Below are 19,147 nucleotides of genomic sequence, written 5' to 3'. Positions count from 1 at the left end.
CTATTCCTGCCACAAACGCTGTTCTGTCTGTCCCTCCTGAAATAATTCACGCATTTGTTTATCTAGTTTATCATCCGGTTCGTAATCTTTTAACATCCGAATCAGATGCTGCTCCCGCACATCATCTGTCATATAATCTGCCAGCATCCGGTTGACCTCTTCAATTAACTGCTGTGGTTGTAAAATCTCTGTTGCCATATTTCCGGTCAGTTTGTATGCAAGACCTGCCGCATAATAGAATTCATAGTTTCCCATCATAATAGATGCCTGCAGATTACATTTGATTACAACACTCTGACGTGCAATTGACTGTATCATTTTTTCACTTCTTCCTTACGGATTTTTATATTTTCATTTTATAACATTCCACGAAAAACATCAACCCTAGCCGCATATTGTCCTACAGACTTCTCCTGTAGATTCCCCTATCGTTTAAGGAATTGCCTGCCCTGTGATTCAGGAATCCGACAGCTGTCTTATGAAATAGAAAAGTGCCCCAGCCATTTTTCCAAATGCCATAAATAAAAGAATCACCCACAATCCGGTCTTTACCTTAAGCCGCCGGAATATAACCGGAAAAGTCTTTAATATTTCAGCCAGTGCAACTGCTACACAGCCCACAAAGAAACCGGCACAGATACCGTATACTCCTAAGAAAATATGTCCCAATGGAATTCTCATTGTAAGAAAGACCGACAAAAGATTGCCTCCGATTCCACCCAGCACGATCATATTTTCATATAGATAAATCCTTCCTGCCGTCTTGGATTTACCAATCATCCGCGGGATGATATTAAGCATGATCAGGAATGCAAAGGTTCCACCTGCCACTGCTGCACCGGCAGTCAGTCCAACCAGGCCTAAGAAAATATGTCTAATCCACATCAATGGTCTTACCTCCACGTCCACAGTTGGCAATATAAGTATCATCTACATCTTTCTCATACTTACGCATTTCCACCTGAATCGGTGTCGGGTCATTGGTTATTTTACTGTTGCCAAAGTGATTAAAGAAAATGATAACACCAATCGGCAGACCAATACTGTAGCAGATTTCCAGTTCTGTAATCCCCGATGACTCCTTCCCCATCACCTGATAATAGAGTTTCTGGAAAAGCTCTGTCACTGAAATATCATTATTAAATGCCATAATCGTAAATGCTGCCCCGAAGAAAATCAGGATACATAAAATGCTGGTTTTGATAACCTCTGATGCTTTGCCCGGCTGTAGTTTGGGCTCATATTCTATGACGAAATCCGCTTCTCCTTCATTGGTAATATTTACATTCGGATACTGTGCCTGTATCATTTCAATTATTTTTAATGAAGTCATCACCTGAACATATTCTGTCTTTTTCGCCTTCTGTGGAAAGGAATAAATCTTCATCTGCTTTAGCTGGCGTATCATTGCGGTATCTGTTCCGGTCATCTTTGCAACATCCGACAATCTGACATTGCGGTCTCTGACCACGGAATTCTTTTCGATTTTAATATAAAGACTTGTCTGCTGACTGCTCATGAAAATGGCATCCTTTCTATAAATCTGGTTACAAATGTTCCTTCTCCTTTTGCACTTTTATCACCATTCTCATTCGCATAATAAAGAATGCCTCCTATCACTGCAAGAATCACCAGTGAAAGGAGGCAGATACGATACGTTTTATATTTCATGCCATTCCTCCTTGCTTACTGCATTTTCCGGAATAGTATGTGTTACGATTCGTTTTTTATTCTTTTATTTTGTTTTTAAAGCATCTATCTGAACTTCCTTTCCGTGTCCAAAAGCACCCTCCATTTGGCATACTTTTGCTGCAAACTTTGCAGCCTCTTTTATACTCTCTTTGATTGAAACATTATCATCTATACCTTTTTTCTTACGGTCAAGATAACCTACCATAAAAGTTGTAATAAGTGAGTCTCCTGCACCCATAGTATCTATTGCTTTTTCAATCGGATATGCCGGTTGCTCAAAAAACTCATTATTTGCATAAAGCATACAACCTTTTGCGCCTCTGGATGCACACACAATTTTCGGTCCATAAGAGGCTACTTTCTTAAGGTGTTTTTTTACTTCATCATCCGTTCCATCAAAGGAGCAAAATGCATATGTTACTAATGGTGCTATTTTTTCATAATATTCCGGTTCAGAATCATCCGAGAAATCAAAAGATAATGGAAGTTCGGCTGCTTTAATCTTTGGAAGCTGTGACTCCATATAACAGTAATTTCCACTGTGTACCAGATCAAATTCTGCAAGATATTCCAAGTCAAATTCATCCAGATCATAAATATGTCTGCTCCGGACTCCACCTTCATTATAATCTAAGAATACACGGTCACCATCTTCTAAGGTACATCTGGAATAACCATTTTCTCCCTCAATTTTCTTACACTTTACCAGTTCAATCTGTTCTTCCCTCAACGCAGAAATAACATGATCTGCATTTTTATCAGTACCAAAATAGCCCATATAGGCACACCTTTTTGCACCAAACATTTTGGCATACACAGCAAGATTTACACAATTTCCACCTGGATACTGTACATTCTCGTGAGTATAAATATCTACCACGTTATCCCCAAAGCCTACCACACTTACGTCATATTTCATACTGTTTCTCCTTTCGTCTAGTACTCTACAACTCCCATATACCGGCGCATATCCAATGGGTGTCCGCTCTTATTCTGAATTGCAGTACGGTATAACACGCTCATTTCATAGAACAATGGAGCATTAAAATAATCTACGCAGGAATCATCTATTGCATCCATTCCACAATCTGCTGCATCAATAATCTCATATTTTTCCGCATATTTATTTAAAAATACTTCTGCTCTTTCATCAATCATTCTTGTTTTTCCTACCGATTTTAAGAGGATATAAATATGGTCTTTATCTGTTACCTCAAATGGTCCATGGAAATATTCTGCGGAATCAAGATAACAGCAGTCCATCCACTGCATCTCCTGAAGAGAACAGATTGCAAATCCGTATGCCTGTGCATATGCAGAACCGGATGCCATAATATATAAAAATGGTGCATTATAATAATGTTCTGCAAAATTCCATGCCTTATTCTGAAACTTCTTTGTTGCATTACGGATAATTGCATCGCATTTAGTGATTCCATCCTTCATCCCTTCATAAAGTTTATACTCCGGCTCCTGTCTGTGAATCAACTCATTTATAATACTGTAATTTAATCCTAATGGTCTATCCTTCTGTAATGTTTCCGGCTCCCAATCATAGACAATTGCATGGAATTTTTCACTGTCGCAGGCACTGCCCGGTGTATGTGTATATGTAATTACAAATGCACCTTCCTTTACACCAAGTTCTGCTGCTTCTACCGTTTCTTTTGTATTTCCACCATGTGAACAGATAATGACAACAGAGTGTTTTCCAAGTTTCTTTGGAGGGGTTAAAACAAATTCTTTACTGGTAATCCACTCTGCTGTCATGGTGGATGATTCTCGGTTAATAAAGTAACATGAAGAATAAAGGTCAACCAGAGAGCCTCCACAGGCCACAAAATATACTTCACTGATTGTTCCATTTTCCTTTTCAATTATATCAACAAATTTTTCTACGTTAAATTCTGATGCATGCATTTTTAAATACCTTCTTTCTTAGTTATTTTTCTTAATCAGTTTTCTCATTAAAATTGTTATAGCCATACCAAGTACAGCAGTTCCCATCAGGAAGCCAAAAATCATTGGATAAGCATTATTTCCAAATTTATCCATCCACTTTCCAAAAATTATATAGTAAAAAGAATCTGGCAAATATCCGATAATAGATGCAATTCCAATTACAGTTCCTGCATATATCGGTTTAAATTTACATTCCTGTAATCCCGACCAGATTACTCCGTAAAGCATCATACCAATTGCACTTGGTAACAAAGAAACAATTGTTGCCAGTACCGGACTGATGTTGGATGGCATTATCAATACTCCACCATAAATCACAATTGTAATTCCAAATGCAGTAATATACCATTTTGTAGAAGATTTAAAAATCTTATCTACGATAATTCCACCAATCGGACATAAAAGGTTCATAAGATTACTTCTCACAATACTGATAAAAGATGAATGTACCAACGGTATACCAAGTACATCCGTCAGATATGGTGAAAAATAGGATACACTTGTATACAGACCATATGCACATAATACCATCAGTGAAAAGAGCCAGGTCATCGGATTCTTTAACGCTTCACCGACATATTTAATTTTAAATTCTTCATCAGAAGATTTTGTCTGTGTAATACTTTTTTCTTTAAAAAATATCATTGTCAGAATTAAAGCAACTGCTGTAAATGCTACCATTGCCCATACTGCAATACTAAAGGAAGTAGATGGGTCATCTGATAAACGGCTTACCTGTAAACATACTGCATTTAAAATTGCAGAAATAATACCTGATGCAGCATAATAAATTCCATAACACATTCCCTGCTCTTCTGCTGTGCCAACCTGACCTACTGCTTTGGTTATTGCTGCCCAGAATACAAAAATTGTAGACACACCAAGTCCAGCCCATAATACGCAGGCTACTGCAAAATTCATGGTAAGTGCATAAATAATTCCGATAACTACAGAACCCAGAATAGAGCCTACTAGACATTTTTTCACAGACCACTTATCAGCTAATATTCCACCGGGAATCAATGTAATCGTATTTGCTGCCGCATAAATTGTCATTAAAATTCCTGACTGGGTATTTGTAATTCCCATAGCTGCAATCTGCTGATCATAAAACACATATCTGATATAAGGGAAACAATACATAACTGCATTTACAAGTCCCAGAATAAAAAGTACCCATAACGTTTTTGCACTCAAATGTGCTTTTGTTTTGTCACTCATCGCAAAACCTCCTTTACCTATTCTCCATTTCTTTATAAACATCCTGTCCAGCACATATGGTTCTTAAAACATGTGCCTTTCGAATTTCTTCAATATCTGTTTTGAAAAGATTCCTGTCAAAAACTACTATATCAGCCTGCTTACCGCTTTCCAGCGTTCCTAATATATGTTCCTGTTCCATGGCATACTGGCTTCCAATTGTCCAGGTTTTTAACATTTCCGGTATTGTCAGACCATTTTCCGGCTGAACCGGTTCTTTTCCATCTGCGGCATAGGTTCCGCATCCATAATAAATTGCCTCAGGTATATCCGGTATTAACATCGGAAGATCCGTTGCACCACTTAAAATCACACCATGATCTGCCATTGAACGATAATTCATATAACGGCTCCGCCTGCTACCAAGTTTTTCATCATAGTCTTGTTTCCAATTTTCACAGGAATCCAACTTATAAACCTGTGTATAAATCTCACCAAAGACTCCAAGCTGTGCCATTTTTTCTTCGTCCACTGCACCCGTCAATTCCAAATCAGTAATTCCATGTCGATTCTTTAATCTTCCATTTTCCTTTTCACATTTATCATAAATCTGAAGAATTTTATGGAAGGAACCATCCCCTTCAGAATGCAATGTAAATCTGAATCCTTCACGGTCTGCTGTAAGTACATCTTCTTCTAATAATGCATAATCAATATTCTTTTGGCAACAATAATCTTTTCCCTCATATGGCTCCATCAGATCTGCCTCTTCTGAGACAATCAATCCATCTGTCATCTGATTATAACCGGAAAACCTTAAAAAATCAGAATGATATTTCTTCTTCATTTCTTTTCCATATGCTAAATCCATTTTCTTTCCTACTGGTTGTGACATAAAGGAAATCCGAAGGCTCAATTCTGCTTTCTGTTCCAATTCAGCCAATATATCTGTAAATCCATAAAAATTATCAAATCCCATTTCTTTTACAGATGTTATCCCATGGCTGTTTAACATAGACATATATGCCTTAAACTGTGGAATAATAAAATCTCTATCATTCAGATAAATTTTCATAATTTTATAAATTGCCTCTGAACTTCCGCATGTATCTGGTGTAAACCCAAACACTTCTTCTGCAACTTTGTTCATAGCACAATACCCATGTCCGGCAGTAAATAAAATAACCGGTCTTTTAACCTGTTCCAATTCACCTCCCTTATTTATTTTTTCTGCCAGCTCCGGTTGTAAATGATTTCCAAATAAAACGACCGTCTCCGGATTCATTTCCAGATTTTCTGATAACCGTTCAACTATTTGTTTCAGATTAACTGCTTCTGATAAATCCACACCAAGATAATCCACTACATATCCTGTGAAAAATGTATGGGTATCACCAAATCCCGGGCAAATGGTTCCCTCTCCATAGTCCACAACTTCAGTAGATTCACCCACCAGTTCATTTGGGATATCTCCACATCCGACTTCAAGAATCTGTTTTCCTTTTATTGCCACATATCCTGGATATGCCTCTTCTGAAACAGAATCAAAAATACAGGTTGATTGAAATATCTTGTCTGCTTCTTTTTGCATTTTTCCACCTCCTTTTGTTAAATTGATTATATCATCATATAACGTTATATTGCAATATTGTTTCTTTTTCTCAAATCACTTTCAGCATTCTCAACATTTTATTATCTATTTTTTATACTTTCCCTTTACTTTTTATTACTTTTTATACAATTTTTCACATAATCTTTTCAATATGATGTTTTTTAAATTCATATTGTTATGCAAAACATTATATGTTATTATAATGTTTGTGAGGTGATATTATTATGAAATTGAACACAACCAGTGATATACCACTGTTTGAACAGTTAAAAAATGATTTACTCGAACAAATAAAAAAAGGAATTTATATTTCCGGTCAGCAAATCCCGACAGAAACTGAATTGTCTGAACTATATCATGTGAGCCGTATTACCATAAGGCGTGCAATTACTGAATTATGTAATGAGGGGGTCTTAATTAAGAAACAGGGAAAAGGAACCTTTGTAAAAGAGCGGAAAATTTTTCGTAAACTGGAACATACTCTCAGTTTTTCCGATGCATGCAAAGCCAATCAAATGGAGGCATCTACTATTGTAACCAAACGTGAAGTCATACCATATGAACAGTATCATCTTGATAATGCTGAACTCTTTGAGGGCGATTCTATTGTTTATATCCAACGTATTCGATATGCAGATGCAACACCTATTATGATTGAGAACAATTATTATCCATGTCACAAATTTTCATTTTTGCTGACAGAACCTTTAGATAGCTCTCTGTATCAGCTATTTCGTGAAAAATATGATATCTGCATTGGTTGTTCACAGAATTCTTATATTGATGCAGTAAAAGCCTCAACGGAACAAGCCAATCTTCTTCATATTTCACCCGGTGACCCATTGTTTCTTTTTCATACAGAAATGTATGATATTCACAATGAGCTCATCCATGTTGGATATGAATATATCTGTGGCAGTAAATACCGTTTTTGTTATGACAATTCATAACTTCATTCTTATATTCAGCAAATTTCCAGCATACAAAATGCTCTGTTTTCTAATTACGAAAACAGAGCATTCCTCTTTTTATCTGAAGCAGATATTCTTTATTTATTTTTCATTGCAACCTGCAAAGCCTTGGTAATTGCACTTCCTACCACGAAACAGGCTGCTGCTTCAATCAGTCCGTTGACACCTACAAAGGCAATAACAAAACGGAATGGATTTAAGCCGCCTGCCAGTGACTGTATGTAATCGGAGCTGAAGAAAAAGATTACCAGTGTTGACATGAAGAAAAAGGTATTTAAGATTGGTCCTGCCAGGTTGGCAATTAAAATCTTCCAGTTCTTCATCTTCGGGAATTTGGATAATCCCTTATAGATAAGTCCGGTCAACCAGCCCATCAGAATTCTTGATACTACACATACCACGAAGGTTCCGAATGGATTGATGCCAAGAAGTACTGCTCCAAAAGGACTCATTCCAAAGCACTGGATAAAGCTTGTGATTCCAAATACTGCTCCTAATACTGCTCCACCCAATGGTCCTAAAATAATGGCACCAATTGTAACTGGAACTACAATCAATGTAATTTCCAGACCAAGTGTCTTAATATAACCAAGTGGGGTAAAAGCCAGAATCAGAATGATTGCAACCAACAGAGCCATCTCAACGAGTTTCACTGTTCTGCTACTTCTATTCATAGTCTCTTCCTCTTTTCTGCATCTGTCTGCCGATGCCACAATATTATTTGTCTGCCACACTGCCAAAACAGTTTCCTGCAAACCTTGTTTAGAATACCACTTTTTTCCACTGTATACAATGTATGTACCAAAAAAAATACCTGCGGTTTAACTACAGGCAACATACTTTGCAATTTTCCCGCTAAGCACATAAAAAGGGCATCACACAAATCTTCCGGTTTGCATGACACCCTTTTATCACACATCTCAAATGAGACTCATCCAAGATGAAATATTACATCCGTAAACGGATTATTTTGCAGCCATTTCCTCTTTTAAAGCTTTTGTAAGAGCTGGAACGATCTTGTTTAAGTCTCCTACTAAACCGTAATCTGCAACGTCGAAGATTGGAGCATCTTCGTCTTTGTTGATTGCGATGATGAGATCAGAATCTTCCATACCAGCTACGTGCTGGATTGCTCCGGAAATACCGATTGCAAAGTAAATCTGAGGACGAACTGTCTTTCCTGTCTGACCTACCTGTAAGTCAACTGGAAGCCATCCATTCTCTACAACTGCACGGGAGCAGCTTACTGTTCCACCAAGAACTTCTGCTAAGTCCTCTAACAGTTTGAAGTTTTCTTTAGAACCAACTCCACGACCACCGGATACTAAGATCTTAGCGTCCATGATGTTTGCTGTATTCTTAACTTCTTTTACGATATCCATGATTTCAACATATCTGTTGTTTGGTGTAAATCCTGGATTGAACTCGATAACTTCTGCTTTTGCACCTTTGATTGGAGCAATTTTCTGCATAACGCCTGGACGTACAGTAGCCATCTGAGGACGGTTATCCGGACAAGCAATTGTTGCGATGGTATTTCCACCGAATGCAGGACGGGTCATCAGTAACTGATTGTGTTTCTGCTCCTGGTTTCCAACCGGATTGATTGGAAAATCACCAATCTCAAGAACAGTACAGTCAGCTGTCAGACCTGTTGCAACTCTTGCAGATACAGTAGGACCAAGGTCACGACCGATTGCTGTTGCACCAACTAACATAACTTCTGGTTTGAATTCGTTGATTACAGATGCTAATGCATGTGCATATGGCTCTGTTCTGTAGTTCTTCAGTTCCGGATCATCTACTACGATAACTTTATCAGCGCCGTACTCAGCAAGCTGATCTGCAAGACCTTTCACATCAGAACCAATTAATACTGCAGTTACTTCTGTATTTAAATCTTTTGCAAGTTCTTTGCCCTTTCCAAGTAACTCAAAAGCAACACCATTTAATGTGTTGTCTACCTGCTGCGCAAAGACAAATACTCCTTTATACTCTTCTAAACCCATTTTATTCACCACTTTTCCTTATTTTTATTAGATGATATGTTTCTCTTTGAATTTGCCAATTAAGTAAGATACTGCTTCGTCGGTATCGAGAGCAACCTTCTCGCCTGCACCTTTACGGACTTTGTCAGATGCTTTTGCGATTTTGGTCGGTGAACCTTTCAGACCAAGGTTAGAATCATCTACGTCTTTAAGGTCAGCTCTGCCCCATACAGTTACTTCTTTGTCAAATGCATCGAAGATTCCGCCTGGAGTCATGTAACGCGGCTCGTTTAATTCAGATAATGCTGTCACTAAGCAAGGCATTTTTGCTTTTAATACATGATATCCATCTTCAAACTGACGCTCAACGATTACGCTGTCACCTTCTACTTTGATATCCTGTGCATAGGAAATAACCGGAAGTCCAAGATGCTCTGCGATCTGAGGGCCAACCTGTGCGGTATCTCCATCGATAGCCTGACGACCTGTGATAATTAAATCATAGTCAAGGTTTCTTAATGCACCAGCGATTGTAGTAGAAGTAGCCCAGGTATCTGCACCACCTAATACACGGTCTGTTACAAGGATTCCCTTGTCAGCGCCCATTGCCATTGCTTCACGAAGAACTTCATCAGCCTTTGGAAGTCCCATGGTAAGTACAGTAACTTCTGCACCGTACTGATCTTTTAATCTTAATGCTGCTTCCAGACCTGCTTTGTCATCTGGGTTCATGATAGTGAGCATTGCAGCTCTATCCAAAGTACCATCCGGATTAAATTTTACTCCGCCTTTTGTATCTGGTACCTGTTTTACACATACAACTATTTTCACGGTATATTCACTCCTTATATTTTTAATTTGTGTGCGCCATGATTTTTCGTTTAAAATCCTTTTGCGCCGATCTGTCAGAAACTATTTTAATAATGCGCCAGAAATAACCATTCTCTGAACTTCGCTTGTTCCTTCGTAGATCTCTGTAATCTTAGCATCACGCATCATACGCTCTACATCGTATTCTCTGATGTATCCGTATCCACCGAATAACTGAACTACTTCTGTAGTAACTGCCATTGCGGTTTCTGCTGCGAATAATTTTGCTTTTGCTGCTTCTACAGAATATACCTTCTGTGTTGCTTTAGCCATAGCAGCTTTGTAAACCAGCATCTGAGCTGCTTCAATTCTGGTTGCCATATCAGCAAGCTTGAACTGGGTATTCTGCTGCTGAGCGATAGAACGACCAAACTGTTTTCTTTCTTTGGTGTATGCAACTGCTCTGTCTAATGCACCTTCTGCAATACCAAGTGCCTGAGCTGCGATACCGATACGTCCGCCATCCAGAGTATGCATAGCGATTGGGAATCCTTTTCCTTCCGGTCCTAACAGATTTTCCTTTGGAATTCTGCAGTCTTCGAAGATTAACTCGTATGTAGATGATCCACGGATACCCATTTTCTTTTCTTTTGTTCCGAAGGAGAATCCAGGAGCTCCCTTGTCCACGATGAATGCAGAGAAGTTCTTCTTCTTTCTTCCTCTCTTATCTTCGGTAACACTTGTGATTGCGATTACGATATAAACGTCTGCAACTTTACCGTTTGTAATAAAGCATTTAGATCCGTTTAATACCCACTCATCACCATCTAATACAGCCTTGGTCTGTGCTCCCTGGGCATCTGTACCAGCACCAGGCTCTGTTAATGCGAATGCGCCAAGCTTCTCACCTGTTGCAAGTGGCTTTACATATTTCTGTTTCTGCTCTTCTGTACCGTAAGTCATAATTGGGTCGATGCAAAGAGAAGTATGTGCAGATACGATAACACCTGTTGTACCACAAACTTTAGATAACTCTTCTACACACATAACATAGGTTAATGGGTCACATCCCTGTCCGCCGTACTCCTTTGGTACCGGAATTCCCATGAAACCAAATTTTGCCATTTTATCAACTGTTCCCTGTGGGAATACTTCTGTCTCATCAACTTCCTGAGCCAGAGGTTTTACTTCGTTTTCTGCGAAATCTCTGAACAGAGTTCTCGCCATTTCATGTTTCTTATCTAAACTGAAATCCATGTTCTGAAATCCTCCATAAATTTTATTTTACTGAGCGTCAACCGGGGTCTTTGTACGGTCAGCGTTGTATACATAGAATCCTTTTCCGCTCTTAGCGCCGAGGTTACCACCACGAACCATTTTACGGATTAATGGACATGCACGATATTTGCTGTCGCCTGTCTCGTTGTAAAGTACATCCATGATTGCAAGGCAGATGTCAAGACCAATGAAGTCACCTAACTCAAGAGGTCCCATTGGATGATTTGCGCCAAGCTTCATAGCTGCGTCGATACCTGCGATATCAGATACACCTTCCATTTTGATAAATGCAGCTTCGTTAATCATTGGGATTAAGATACGGTTTACTACGAAACCTGCAGCTTCATTTACCTGTACCGGAGTTTTTCCGATTTCTACAGAGATTTTCTTAATAGCTTCTACTGTTTCAGCAGGAGTATTTACACCAGCGATAACTTCGATTAATTTCATTCTGTCTGCCGGGTTGAAGAAATGCATACCTACCATTGGACGGGTAAGACCATTTCCGATTTCTGTAATAGAAAGACTGGATGTATTAGAAGCAAAGATACATTCTGGTTTAGCAATCTTATCAAGCTCCTGGAATGTTGTCTTCTTAACGCCCATATCTTCGAATGCTGCTTCTACGATTAAATCGCAGTCTGCGCAAAGATTCTCTTTTAAACCTGGTGTAATTTTAGCAAGGATTCCGTCAACAGTTTCCTGTGTCATTTTTCCTTTTTCTACCAGTCTTGCATATCCTTTTGCAATTTTCTCTTTTCCGCCATCAGCCCATTCCTGCTTGATGTCGCAAAGAGCTACTTCATATCCTTCTACCTGAGCAAATGCTTTTGCAATGCCCTGTCCCATGGTACCTGCACCAATAACGCCAACTTTCATGTTAGTCCTCCTTAAAAATTCATGTATTATATTTACCCGAAAACGAAAGCCTTCTGGGTTATAACTTGCAACGCAAGACCCGAGAAGCGTTTTGCACTTCCCGGGTATATTTACTTATTCAGAAAGAGTGAATTAGTCTCTCTCAACGATTGTTGAGCAGCCCATTCCACCACCGATACACAGAGTAGCAAGACCTTTCTTAGCGTCTCTCTTCTGCATCTCATGAAGCAATGTAACTAAGATACGGCATCCAGATGCTCCAACAGGATGTCCAAGTGCGATTGCACCACCGTTTACGTTTACCTTAGACATATCAAATCCAAGATCTCTTGCAACTGCGATTGACTGAGCAGCGAATGCTTCGTTTGCCTCGATTAAGTCGAAATCATCAATAGACATTCCGGTTCTTGCAAGAACTTTCTTTGTAGAAGCAACAGGTCCAACACCCATGATTTCCGGCTCAACTCCGCCAAGTGCTCCTGCAACCCATGTAGCCATTGGTTTAACACCAAGCTCTTTTGCTTTTTCTTCGCTCATAACAACGATTGCTGCTGCGCCATCGTTGATACCGGAAGCGTTACCTGCAGTAACAAGTCCGCCCTCTTTACCAGAGCAGCATCTTAATTTGCTTAATGACTCAGCAGTTGTGCCTGGACGTGGTCCCTCATCTGTGTCAAACATAACAGTTTCTTTCTTAACCTTAACAGGTACAGGAACGATTTCGTCTTTGAATCTGCCTTCAGCAATTGCTTTTTCACATTTCTGCTGGCTGTTTGCTGAGAACTCGTCTAACTCTTCACGGGTAATTCCGTATTTGTCACATACGTTCTCTGCTGTAATCATCATATGATAATGATTAAATGCGTCTGTTAATGCATCATTTACCATGGTATCGATAATTGTTGCATTGTTCATACGATATCCAAAACGAGCTTTTGTCATAGCGTAAGGTGCCATAGACATGTTCTCCATACCACCTGCAACAACGATGTCTGCCTGACCAGCCATAATCATGTTTGCAGCTTCGTTTACACATTTCAAACCAGAACCACAAACTACGTTTAATGTAAATGCAGGAACCTCGATTGGTAAACCTGCTTTGATAGAAGCCTGACGTGCAACGTTCTGTCCCTGTGCTGCCTGGATTACACATCCCATCATTACTTCATCAACCTGTTCTGGTTTAACACCAGCTCTGTTTAATGCTTCTTTGATTACGATTGCGCCTAAATCTGCGGCTGGAGTATTGCTTAAAGCTCCTCCCATTTTACCGATTGCGGTACGACATGCGCCTGCTAAAACTACTTTCTGTGCCATTTTCTCGTCTCCTTCTGAATTAAATTTGCCTTTTACTATTGTTATTTTTTTAACAATCTTTTGTAAAAAAAATAAAAGAAAGCCTTTCCGGCTCTTTCCCGACAATCTGATGTTATCATAGAAAGGGGATTTTTGCAAGTGAAACTTGCTTTATTGAGCCGGATTTTCAGCTTTCCTTAATAAAATACATGGTTTCCGATTACAGTTCCATTAATCAGTCCGTTGTTTCTGCGGAAATATAAGCAGTTTAAGGTTCTTGTGCCTGCTAACACTTCTGTGGCAGCCTGCACACAGGACGCATCTGCCCCGGATGAAAGCACTACTGCGAAACGACCGCTGGCTACCGGTGAGAACTGCCCGCTCTGATAGATGACACCTACCACGGTATCCGGGAAATAACTGCTGTCCACACGGTTCATGACCACGCTTCCAACGGCAAGCTTCCCTTCATAGCTTTCGCCGCCTGCTTCGCACTGAATCAGTGCTGCAAGCATGGCAACATCACTGGTATTCACTGTTCCGCCACCGGAAGTATCACTTCCTGTGGCATTATCCCCGGTGGATGTCCCATCCGGATTTGCACTATTATCTGAAGCATCCGGCTGCTGCTTGTTAATAAGTTCCTCTTCCTGACGCTTAATCTCCTCCTGACGGGCTGCATCTTCTTTCGCCTTCTGTGCCTCTAATTCTTCCTCATAGGCTTTCTGTCTTGCGATTTCCGCATCCGTATCTGCAATTTCCGTCTCTGCCTCTGCAACGTCCGACTTTGCTGCGCTTATTTTTTCCTGCTGGGCTGCCACCAGACTGTCTGCCTTGCTCTTCTGCTCCTGCTTCGTCTGTTCTGCCGCAAGCAGTTCTTCTTTTGCCGTCTCTAAATCTTCCTTCTGCTGTTTTAATTCAGCCAGTGTATCCTGATAATCAGAAAGCTCCTGCCTGTCATAATCATAAATGGATTTGGCATATTCCATCCGGTTTAAAAAATCCGAAAAGGAGCTTGCTCCAAGCAGCAGCTCCAGGTAAGACTGATTGCCATTTTCGTACATATATTGTACTCTTTTCTTCATGGCTTCGTACTGGCTCTCAGAACGTGTTGTCAGCTCTGCAATCCGGCTTTCTGCTGCTTCAATCTCCACATTTTTCGCCGCAATTTCATCCTGGGTATCCGCCAGTTCGTTGCTGATTTCCTGCAATCCATTATTTAATTCCGTCAGTTCATCGGAAAGATTTATCTGATATTCTTTCAAGGAATCAAGCTGCGACTGCTGTTCCTCTCTCTGACGTTCCAGTTCTTCCACGCTGCTTCCGGTGTCCTTAGATGCCAGATCCACTCTTTCCTTTATGCCGGTGTCTGCCTGCACCGTCATCTGTATCAGCAGAAACAGTATCAGCAATGCGGAAAACATACGTTGTTTACTGTTTTTCTTCATATCTTTATCCTCTTTTATGGATTTATCACGCCTCTTGTTTTCTTCCTTTATTATAGACGGCTTTCTTATGAAAATGCAACGAAAAACTACACTTCTTTTTCAATCCCAAGATTGTTTTTCCTCTCTGCTTGTGCTATATTTGAACTAGGAATTTTAACGGAGAAAAACATATTTTGTAAGGAGGTAACCGCTATGCTATTTATACGGACAGATGACTTAAAACCCGGCATGCGTCTTGCTAAACCTATCTATAATAAATTGGGCGTCATGCTTTATGACCGCGACACCAGACTGACCCGGCAGGGTATCGAAAGTATCCGGAATTTCGAGCTGATTGGTATTTATATTCTGGAGCCTGCCGAACCGGTTCCGCCATTATCCGACGAGGATATTGCTTTCGAACAGTTCCAGACCATTTCCATGTTCCAGCTTCGCGACTGCATGGATATGATTCGTAAAGGCAGACAGCCGGACAAGCTTCCAACGCTGGTCTCTTCGATTCTGTCCCAGTATGGCCGTCTTGACCACAAGCTGAACTTTGCGCAGAATTTAAGAAGCTCTGCGGATTATGTATACAAGCATTCCATCAGCGTTGCTATTCTGGTCGCCATGCTGACTCACCAGTTAAATATGCCGGATGATTTTCAGCAGACCTGTGTAACGGCTGCTCTGCTCTATGACTTTGGCTGGCTTTTGGTTCCGACCGAGCTTGCTGAAAAAACGGATCCTTTAACAGAAGAAGACGAAAAGAAAATCCTTGCCTGCCATATCAAGAGCTTAGATTATCTGAATCCGCAGACTCACAGTATAAAGTTATCACCGGATGCTTTAAAAATCATTACCCAGTTTATTACACTCTCCGCTCCGGAAGAGACTGCTGACCCATCCAAGATTTTCCGCAGCAGCGGCACAAAGCTTTTACAGGTTGCAGATGCCTTTGACCGGATGACCGCCATGAGCCTAACCAATGAGCCAATTTCCGAAATCGTTGCCATGAAATATTTGCAGGAGTTTCCGGAAAAATATGATACAAAGATTGTCCGTGCACTTTCTCTTTGCATCCACATTCTTCCGAGAGGTGCCTGTGTAGATTTATCCAATGGCGAAAAGGCAATGATTCTTGAAGATAACCCGGAGGATTATTCCAAACCTCTTATCTTACAGTTTACTAATAATGAAATCTTTGATTTGCGTGACCCGCACATCTATGACATTATCCAGATTCAGGATATCATGAAGACCATGGATAACCGGATTGCCATTGATGAAAATACTTTAAAGCATTTTACCTCAGACAAATATATCAAAGATGTAGCCGACCGGTTCCGCAAGCGCCAGAATCAGGCTGCCGCAACAGCCGCTGCCGAGCCGGCACCAAAGAAAAAGGCTGCAAGAAAGAAGCTGGTGTAGGATTATCAATACAGAATAGCCCACATATGTTCAATCCAAGAAAACCTTGAACATATGTGGGTTTCTTTTAAATGGGACAGCTATTATTTAATATTTAAATTCTTCATATAACATTCTGTCTAAGCTATGTTCAGTCAAAAAAAAGAATATCATATCACAAAACAGTCTCAAATTATCTTTCTCGACTACATAACTTAAAGAGTTTAAAATTCCCTTTTCTCCCTCAACCTCATACTTTATCTTTCTTTCCTGAATTTCATCTTCAAATCCACATATTCCCATCGGAACAACAACATTATACCCTTTATAATTAACATAAACTCTACATTTACTTTCTTCATATTGAACTTTCAATGAACATAAGTCGTTTTCCCAAATATCAAATTTTTCTTTCTTTTGGATTTTCCACATTTCATTTTCTCCACGGGAATTTTATTTTTTGTAATGGACCAAATCATATGGATAATATGGTACATCTTTCAAATTGCTGTCATCTAAATTTAATATTTTTGCAATAGCTCCTGCTTCAAAACTCCAGTAACCATAATATATATTCTGGTCACTTTTATGAGCCTCATAACACTCGTATTCTTTATTATACCAGTCCTCTTTCAAATATTTCTCCAATAAATCTGATTTATCTCTTTCTTTAACTAACTCTTTCATTATTTGAAATCTGTCTGGAAATAAAAGGGGTAAATTAGGTTGTTTTTCCCCCATCAGAAAAAGCAACAACCAGTCCTTTACCTCTTTTTCTTTCAGTTTTCTTTTTGTTAATGTAATCAGTTTTTGCTCTATTTCAAATAGGACTGCAAGTGATAGCATCTTTAAATTCTCATTATATGCAATCGGTGAAAAGAAGGACATTATCCACTCTTCATATATTTCCATAAAATCACTTCTTAAACAAGCTATGTTATCTCCCTTAGAATACCTTGCTATTATAATTCCAAGTTTAATACGAAAAATTCCCTGTTTTACTGGCATTAATCTTTCTGGTCTAACTTCTCCGCCATTTACTTTTTGGGTTAATTTTAAAATCCTGGCTGTATCTTCCGCTATGAATTCGTCGAAATATTGTTCACTTTTAATATAATCTCTCATTCCCTGATTTTCTCCATTTGGTATACACCACTGTATCATTAGATAACTTTATTTTCCATTAATGCTTTTTCTATTCGCTGCACCTTTTTCGCATCATCCAGAGTTTTCCACAATTTGTGCATTTAGCAGCTTCTCTTCTTACTTTTATTTTCATATTCATCCTATAAAATATTTTTTTGCTTTATCACCAATTTGCTCGATACTTTTCATTTAAAACAGAATCCATATGATTATCAACAAAAAAGAAATATATTTCATCTAAAAACTTTTCTTTATCCTCTTTTTTAATAACAAAATGTTTATCAAATCGGTCGTTGCCTTCCATACGAACATCTTCTATTGATGCCAACTTTAAATCTTCACCAAACTCCCATACCAACATAGGTATTGTCAAATTAAATCCCTTATAGTTGATATATATTTCATCGTTCTCCATCAATTCAAAAACTTTTATCTTTAAATCAATGTCTCTGTTTACATATATCACATAATTCTCTTCCGTTAATTTATCCCACAACATATAAAACGCCTTTTATATCCTCTAATCCCGATTACATACTATTGCTTTTATAGTGAACCAAATCATATGGATAATACGGTACATCTTTCAAATTGCTGTCATCTAAATTTAATATTTTTGCAATAGCTCCTGCTTCAAAACTCCAGTAACCGTAATACAATTTTTCTTTTGCTCTATGAATATCGTACCATCCCATATTTTTATGTCCCACATACCAATATTTTTCCAAATATTCTTTTATTTTTTCAATTGCTTTTTCTTTATTTGCAATAATATCCGACAGCTTATCATATGGGAAGCCAAAGGAATAGTCTCCTTCCAGTTGTTCTATGCTTCCATGCATTTTGTAATTAACAAAAAATTCCAATAAAGCATCTTTCCGATTATATTGAGTTACCAAATCCGACAATATACCAAACTTTTCTCTACTTACATCGAATAAAATTGCAAGTGCCATCATCCACAGCATATCAATATAGCCAGAATTACCATTCCAATACAATGGCATATCATTTAATAACTGTATAAAATCATTTTCTAATTTTTCTATATCTTCACCACTAGAATATCTTGCAATAAGTAATTCAAATTGTATAGCATCAATCTTTCTTTTTACCGAATAAATTCTATCTTCTCTTACCTCATTATTTTCTAACTTATTTTGAAAATTTTTTATTCTTCCTGTCTCTTCCAAAATATATTCCCTAAAATATTTTTCATTCATTACTGTATCACGCAATGTCTGTTTCTCCTTAGTAGTGCTTCTTTCATATCATCGCCAACGATGCGCTTTTAAGAATTTATCCGGAATTCTTAACTTCAGTTCTCTTTCTAATTCTTTAAAAAAGACATCAAAATCAGCTTCTTCCCACCATTGTTGTGAGTTACTTAATGCCACTGTTCTTTCTCCATATAATATGCAGCATCCAAATCTTCCTCTTTCATAATTCAACCTTATTGGTCTCCTTAAAGACCTG

Annotated in this window: 22 protein-coding genes; 2 read left to right on the top strand and 20 right to left on the bottom strand. The window is 38.8% G+C overall.

What is annotated here, in order from left to right; translation table 11 throughout:
* From DWX96_RS07450 to DWX96_RS07420, 8 genes are all read right to left on the bottom strand, one after another.
* Complete coding sequence (locus tag DWX96_RS07450) at window positions 1–318, bottom strand: DUF3837 domain-containing protein (protein ID WP_118057138.1); 318 nt, start codon at window positions 316–318, stop codon at window positions 1–3.
* Between the two features lie 138 nt (window positions 319–456).
* Complete coding sequence (locus DWX96_RS07445; protein WP_117698957.1) at window positions 457–885, bottom strand: stage V sporulation protein AB; 429 nt, start codon at window positions 883–885, stop codon at window positions 457–459.
* On the bottom strand, window positions 875–1,519 hold the full coding sequence (locus tag DWX96_RS07440; protein WP_117698958.1) for a stage V sporulation protein AA: 645 nt from the start codon (window positions 1,517–1,519) through the stop codon (window positions 875–877). Before DWX96_RS07440 ends, DWX96_RS07445 begins: the two co-directional genes overlap by 11 nt.
* Window positions 1,516–1,671, bottom strand: coding sequence for a hypothetical protein (locus tag DWX96_RS14260; RefSeq protein WP_156454679.1), 156 nt, complete (start codon window positions 1,669–1,671; stop codon window positions 1,516–1,518). Before DWX96_RS14260 ends, DWX96_RS07440 begins: the two co-directional genes overlap by 4 nt.
* 64 nt (window positions 1,672–1,735) lie before the next feature.
* Window positions 1,736–2,611 carry a PfkB family carbohydrate kinase gene (locus tag DWX96_RS07435; protein ID WP_117698959.1) on the bottom strand — a complete coding sequence of 292 codons (876 nt, stop codon included), beginning with the start codon at window positions 2,609–2,611 and terminating at the stop codon, window positions 1,736–1,738.
* Window positions 2,612–2,628: 17 nt separating this feature from the next.
* A complete protein-coding gene (locus DWX96_RS07430) occupies window positions 2,629–3,612 on the bottom strand; it encodes an SIS domain-containing protein (RefSeq protein ID WP_227700321.1) in 984 nt (327 codons plus the stop codon).
* Between the two features lie 18 nt (window positions 3,613–3,630).
* Entirely contained in the window at window positions 3,631–4,875 is a 1,245-nt protein-coding gene (locus DWX96_RS07425; RefSeq protein WP_158561532.1) for an MFS transporter, read from the bottom strand.
* Between the two features lie 13 nt (window positions 4,876–4,888).
* Window positions 4,889–6,445, bottom strand: coding sequence for an amidohydrolase (locus tag DWX96_RS07420; protein ID WP_117698961.1), 1,557 nt, complete (start codon window positions 6,443–6,445; stop codon window positions 4,889–4,891).
* Window positions 6,446–6,690: 245 nt separating this feature from the next.
* On the opposite strand from DWX96_RS07420, the gene DWX96_RS07415 reads away from it, so the two are divergent.
* Entirely contained in the window at window positions 6,691–7,416 is a 726-nt protein-coding gene (locus DWX96_RS07415; protein ID WP_117699199.1) for a GntR family transcriptional regulator, read from the top strand.
* A gap of 98 nt (window positions 7,417–7,514) precedes the next feature.
* On the opposite strand, the gene DWX96_RS07410 is transcribed toward DWX96_RS07415, so the two are convergent.
* From DWX96_RS07410 to DWX96_RS07380, 7 genes are all read right to left on the bottom strand, one after another.
* Complete coding sequence (locus DWX96_RS07410) at window positions 7,515–8,111, bottom strand: ECF transporter S component (RefSeq protein WP_118057245.1); 597 nt, start codon at window positions 8,109–8,111, stop codon at window positions 7,515–7,517.
* Window positions 8,112–8,402: 291 nt separating this feature from the next.
* Entirely contained in the window at window positions 8,403–9,446 is a 1,044-nt protein-coding gene (locus DWX96_RS07405; RefSeq protein WP_117699200.1) for an electron transfer flavoprotein subunit alpha/FixB family protein, read from the bottom strand.
* Window positions 9,447–9,473: 27 nt separating this feature from the next.
* Window positions 9,474–10,256 (bottom strand): electron transfer flavoprotein subunit beta/FixA family protein, encoded by a 783-nt coding sequence (locus tag DWX96_RS07400; protein WP_022244337.1) that lies wholly within the window; start codon window positions 10,254–10,256, stop codon window positions 9,474–9,476.
* A gap of 81 nt (window positions 10,257–10,337) precedes the next feature.
* Complete coding sequence (locus tag DWX96_RS07395) at window positions 10,338–11,492, bottom strand: acyl-CoA dehydrogenase (protein ID WP_022244336.1); 1,155 nt, start codon at window positions 11,490–11,492, stop codon at window positions 10,338–10,340.
* 27 nt (window positions 11,493–11,519) lie between these two features.
* On the bottom strand, window positions 11,520–12,392 hold the full coding sequence (locus tag DWX96_RS07390; RefSeq protein ID WP_022244335.1) for a 3-hydroxyacyl-CoA dehydrogenase family protein: 873 nt from the start codon (window positions 12,390–12,392) through the stop codon (window positions 11,520–11,522).
* Between the two features lie 132 nt (window positions 12,393–12,524).
* Entirely contained in the window at window positions 12,525–13,709 is a 1,185-nt protein-coding gene (locus DWX96_RS07385) for an acetyl-CoA C-acetyltransferase (RefSeq protein WP_117841801.1), read from the bottom strand.
* A gap of 176 nt (window positions 13,710–13,885) precedes the next feature.
* The gene (locus DWX96_RS07380) at window positions 13,886–15,136 is read right to left on the bottom strand and encodes a cell wall hydrolase (protein WP_118057137.1); all 1,251 of its coding nucleotides are present in this window, start codon (window positions 15,134–15,136) and stop codon (window positions 13,886–13,888) included.
* A 192-nt stretch (window positions 15,137–15,328) separates the two neighbouring features.
* Between DWX96_RS07380 and DWX96_RS07375 the strand changes: the two genes are divergently transcribed.
* Window positions 15,329–16,546 carry an HD-GYP domain-containing protein gene (locus DWX96_RS07375; RefSeq protein ID WP_118057136.1) on the top strand — a complete coding sequence of 406 codons (1,218 nt, stop codon included), beginning with the start codon at window positions 15,329–15,331 and terminating at the stop codon, window positions 16,544–16,546.
* An 87-nt stretch (window positions 16,547–16,633) separates the two neighbouring features.
* Here the strand turns inward: DWX96_RS07375 and DWX96_RS07370 are convergent, their stop codons facing one another.
* From DWX96_RS07370 to DWX96_RS07350, 5 genes are all read right to left on the bottom strand, one after another.
* Window positions 16,634–16,957, bottom strand: coding sequence for a hypothetical protein (locus tag DWX96_RS07370; RefSeq protein ID WP_118057135.1), 324 nt, complete (start codon window positions 16,955–16,957; stop codon window positions 16,634–16,636).
* A gap of 21 nt (window positions 16,958–16,978) precedes the next feature.
* Window positions 16,979–17,650: a PoNi-like cognate immunity protein gene (locus DWX96_RS07365; RefSeq protein ID WP_158561827.1), complete on the bottom strand. Its 672-nt coding sequence runs from the start codon at window positions 17,648–17,650 to the stop codon at window positions 16,979–16,981.
* A 184-nt stretch (window positions 17,651–17,834) separates the two neighbouring features.
* On the bottom strand, window positions 17,835–18,170 hold the full coding sequence (locus DWX96_RS07360) for a hypothetical protein (RefSeq protein ID WP_118057133.1): 336 nt from the start codon (window positions 18,168–18,170) through the stop codon (window positions 17,835–17,837).
* 31 nt (window positions 18,171–18,201) lie between these two features.
* On the bottom strand, window positions 18,202–18,909 hold the full coding sequence (locus DWX96_RS07355) for a PoNi-like cognate immunity protein (RefSeq protein WP_118057132.1): 708 nt from the start codon (window positions 18,907–18,909) through the stop codon (window positions 18,202–18,204).
* A 33-nt stretch (window positions 18,910–18,942) separates the two neighbouring features.
* The gene (locus DWX96_RS07350; RefSeq protein ID WP_199535133.1) at window positions 18,943–19,122 is read right to left on the bottom strand and encodes a hypothetical protein; all 180 of its coding nucleotides are present in this window, start codon (window positions 19,120–19,122) and stop codon (window positions 18,943–18,945) included.
* Window positions 19,123–19,147 lie beyond the last annotated feature (25 nt).

The sequence above is a fragment of the Roseburia sp. AF22-2LB genome (assembly GCF_003461125.1).
In the GTDB taxonomy this organism is placed as follows: domain Bacteria; phylum Bacillota; class Clostridia; order Lachnospirales; family Lachnospiraceae; genus Roseburia_C; species Roseburia_C amylophila.
Note: the sequence above shows the minus strand (reverse complement) of the source record. Positions and strands in the feature narration are given on the sequence as shown.